This is a genomic window from Micromonospora sp. D75 (assembly GCF_018070405.1).
Classification (GTDB): Bacteria; Actinomycetota; Actinomycetes; order Mycobacteriales; family Micromonosporaceae; genus Micromonospora; species Micromonospora chalcea.
Map to the genome: position 1 here is coordinate 1 of NZ_JAGPXV010000644.1, position 3,325 is coordinate 3,325.

Below are 3,325 nucleotides of genomic sequence, written 5' to 3' on the forward strand. Positions count from 1 at the left end.
GCAGCGTGGCGTTCGCCGGCATCGGCAGGTCGGCGAACTCCCGGGTGACGAACTCCGGCACGAGCTGCGCGCTGCTCGGCACGAACCCGGTGCCCAGCACCGGCGGCCCGAGCCGGTCCCGGGGCGGCAACGCCATGAGCCCCCGGTGCGCCTCGCCCACCGGCACGTCGTAGTCGGCCGGGTCGGCGGCCCGCCAGCGCAGCGCGTACGCCACGTCACCGCCCTCGGAGTCGCCCCGCAGCACCGCCATCCCGGCCGGTGTCCGCAGGTGCGCCACGTCGTGCTCCCGGTAGCAGAAGCCGTGCGGCAGCCACCCCCGCACGTAGCCGGCGAGCTGCCGGGCGGAGAGCACCTTCACCATCCGGGTGCCCGGCCGGATCACCGCCGAGGCCCGCACCGCGGCCAACGTCGGGTCACCCGCCGCCCCCGGCTGCTGGCTGAGCCGGTGTACGTACGCCCAACCCCGGTCCCGGTGCACCGGCATCAGCAGCGGCGCGTCCGTCTCGTCGGCCGTCCCGGGGCCCCCGTGCACCGCGTCCACCTCGGTCGCGTGCACGAACCGGCGCCACGGATAGCCGCCCCCGGGCCGGGGACACCACTCGAAGCCGGGCGCCTCGTCGGCGCTGAACAGCTCGTACGCCGCGCCCCGGGCGATCTCCTCGGCCGGGTGCACCCGGCCGGCGTACGTCACGCGCAACCCGGCCCGGTCGGAGGCGGGCCCACCGGCATGGTCGGTGACTGTCACTCCGGGACGCTAAGCCCGCCAGATGTGGGGCGTGTGAACGGCCGGTGGCGGTCCGGGAACGCCGCACCGGGCCGGTGTGTGATGCTGGCCGCGATGACCGAGCAGACCGAGACCCGCAAGCAGCGCGCCGCCCGCCGGGCCGGGGAGTTCCCGCCCGCACCCGAGCCGCTGCCCGTACCCGTGCCGGACAGCCACACCCACCTCGACATCACCGTCGGCGAGTTCGGCACACCCCCGGGCGGCGCCCCCGGCGAGGACCCGGTGGCCGCCGCGATCGCCGTCGCCGCCCGGGCCGGCGTGGACCGGCTCGTGCAGGTCGGCGTGGACGTCGACTCGTCCCGGTGGGGCGCCGACGTCGCCGACCGGTACGCAGCGGTGCTCGCCACCGTCGCGCTGCACCCGAACGAGGCGCCCCGGCTGGCCGACCTGGACGAGGCGCTGCGCGAGATCGATACGCTCGCCGGCCGGGACCGGGTCCGGGGCGTCGGCGAGACCGGGATGGACTTCTTCCGTACCGGCGAGGAGGGGCGGGCCGCGCAGGAGGAGAGCTTCCGGGCACACATCGCCATCGCGAAGCGGCACGGCAAGGCGCTGGTCATCCACGACCGCGACGCGCACGTCGACGTGCTGCGCGTCGTCGACGACGAGGGCGCCCCGGACACCGTGGTCATGCACTGCTTCTCCGGCGACGCCGACTTCGCCCGCGAGTGCGTCCGGCGCGGCTTCCTGCTCAGCTTCGCCGGCACCGTCACGTTCGGCAGCGCCGCCGCGCTGCGCGAGGCCGCCGCCGTCACCCCGCCGGAGCAGATGCTGGTGGAGACCGACGCGCCGTACCTGACCCCGATGCCGCACCGGGGACGGCCCAACGCCTCGTACCTGATCCCGCTGACCGTCCGCTTCCTCGCCGAGACCACCGGCGCCGACCTGGACACCCTCTGCGCCGCCATCTCCACCAACGGTGAGCGCGCGTTCGGCCCGTGGCGTTAAGAAGGGGCCCCTCCATATCGCGAGGCGTTAAGAAGGGGCCCTTCCTTCCCCTCGGGCGGGGGCGCTTACGCTACGGGGCGTGACCGGACTCCTCGGCCCGGCGGAGATCCGGGAACTCGCCGCGCGCCTCGGCGTCACGCCGACAAAGAAGCTCGGCCAGAACTTCGTGCACGACCCGAACACCGTGCGCCGCATCGTCACCACCGCCGGGCTGACCCCGGACGACGTGGCACTGGAGGTCGGCCCCGGCCTCGGCTCGCTCACGCTCGCCCTGCTCCCGGTCGCCGCGCACGTGCACGCCGTGGAACTCGACCCGGCGCTCGCCGCCGCGCTGCCGGAGACCGCCGCCCGCTTCGCCGGCGAGGCCGCCGGGCGGCTCACCGTCCACCCGGCCGACGCGCTGCGGGTCACCGCCGCCGACCTGGCCGACCCGGCACCGACCGCGCTGGTGGCGAACCTGCCCTACAACGTCGCCGTGCCGGTCGTGCTGCACCTGCTCGCCGAGCTGCCCACACTGCGGCACGGCCTGGTGATGGTGCAGAAGGAGGTCGCCGACCGGCTCGTCGCCGGTCCCGGCTCCAAGGTGTACGGCATCCCGTCGGTCAAACTCGCCTGGTACGCCCGCTCCCGGGCCGCCGGCAAGGTCCCGCCGAACGTGTTCTGGCCGGTGCCGAACGTCGACTCCGGTCTGGTCGCGTTCACCAGGCGCGAACCGCCCCGGCCGGACGTACCCCGGAAGGCCGTCTTCGCCGTCGTCGACGCCGCGTTCGCGCAGCGCCGCAAGACGCTGCGCGCCGCCCTGGCCGGCTGGGCCGGCGGCGCGGACCGGGCCGCCGCGGCGCTCGCCGCGGCCGGCGTGGACCCGTCCGCACGCGGCGAATCGCTCACCGTGGAGCAGTTCGCCGCCATCGCCGCGTCGGCCCCCGACGGCTCCGCCGCCGAGCAGTAGGCTGGCGCCGTTGCCCGACCCCGCCGAGGAGCTGACCGTGCAGAAGCCGTTCGACATCCGCCCGCGTCCAGGGGAGCGCACCCGGTGACCGAGGCATGGCGACCGGAGGACGAGGACGGGCAGCGGCGCGGGGCCAGCGGCCCGGTCAAGGTGCGGGTGCCCGCCAAGGTCAACCTGCATCTCGGAGTGGGACCGCTGCGCCGTGACGGCTACCACGAGCTGAACACCGTCTACCACGCGATCTCCATCTACGACGAGCTGACCGCCCGGCGCGGCGACACCCTCACCCTCACCATGGAGGGCGAGGGCGCCGGGGAGCTGGCGCTGGACGACACCAACCTGGCGCTGCGCGCCGCGCACGCGCTCGCCGGCTACGCGGGCGTCGCCCCGCACGCCCGGCTGCACCTGCGCAAGCAGATCCCGCTCGCGGGCGGGCTCGCCGGCGGCAGCGCCGACGCCGCCGCCGCGCTCGTCGCCTGCGACACGCTCTGGGGCACCGGGCTGTCCCGCGACGAACTGGCCGGCATCGCCGCCGACCTCGGCTCCGACGTGCCGTTCCTCATCCACGGCGGCACCGCGCTCGGCACCGGCCGCGGCGAGACGGTCAGCCCGGTGCTCGCCCGCCCCACCTCCTGGCACTGGGT

General features: G+C 75.8%; 3 protein-coding genes and 1 pseudogene. 3 read left to right on the forward strand and 1 reads right to left on the reverse strand.

What is annotated here, in order from left to right:
- Positions 1–745, reverse strand: a pseudogene (locus tag KBX39_RS26995) (hypothetical protein); the annotation flags it as partial.
- Between the two features lie 81 nt (positions 746–826).
- Here KBX39_RS26995 and KBX39_RS27000 point away from each other — a divergent pair.
- The 3 genes from KBX39_RS27000 to ispE all read left to right on the forward strand — a co-directional run.
- Positions 827–1,732 (forward strand): TatD family hydrolase, encoded by a 906-nt coding sequence (locus KBX39_RS27000; protein ID WP_210873162.1) that lies wholly within the window; start codon positions 827–829, stop codon positions 1,730–1,732.
- Positions 1,733–1,811: 79 nt separating this feature from the next.
- A complete protein-coding gene (gene rsmA / locus KBX39_RS27005) occupies positions 1,812–2,681 on the forward strand; it encodes a 16S rRNA (adenine(1518)-N(6)/adenine(1519)-N(6))-dimethyltransferase RsmA (RefSeq protein WP_030501155.1) in 870 nt (289 codons plus the stop codon).
- A gap of 84 nt (positions 2,682–2,765) precedes the next feature.
- On the forward strand, positions 2,766–3,325 hold a 560-nt coding region (gene ispE, locus KBX39_RS27010; RefSeq protein ID WP_210873164.1), incomplete at its 3' end, for a 4-(cytidine 5'-diphospho)-2-C-methyl-D-erythritol kinase.

Coding starts and splice junctions, on each gene's coding strand:
- KBX39_RS27000 (WP_210873162.1), top strand. CDS start 827: ATGCTGGCCGCGATGACCGAGCAGACCGAGACCCGCAAGCAGCGCGCC.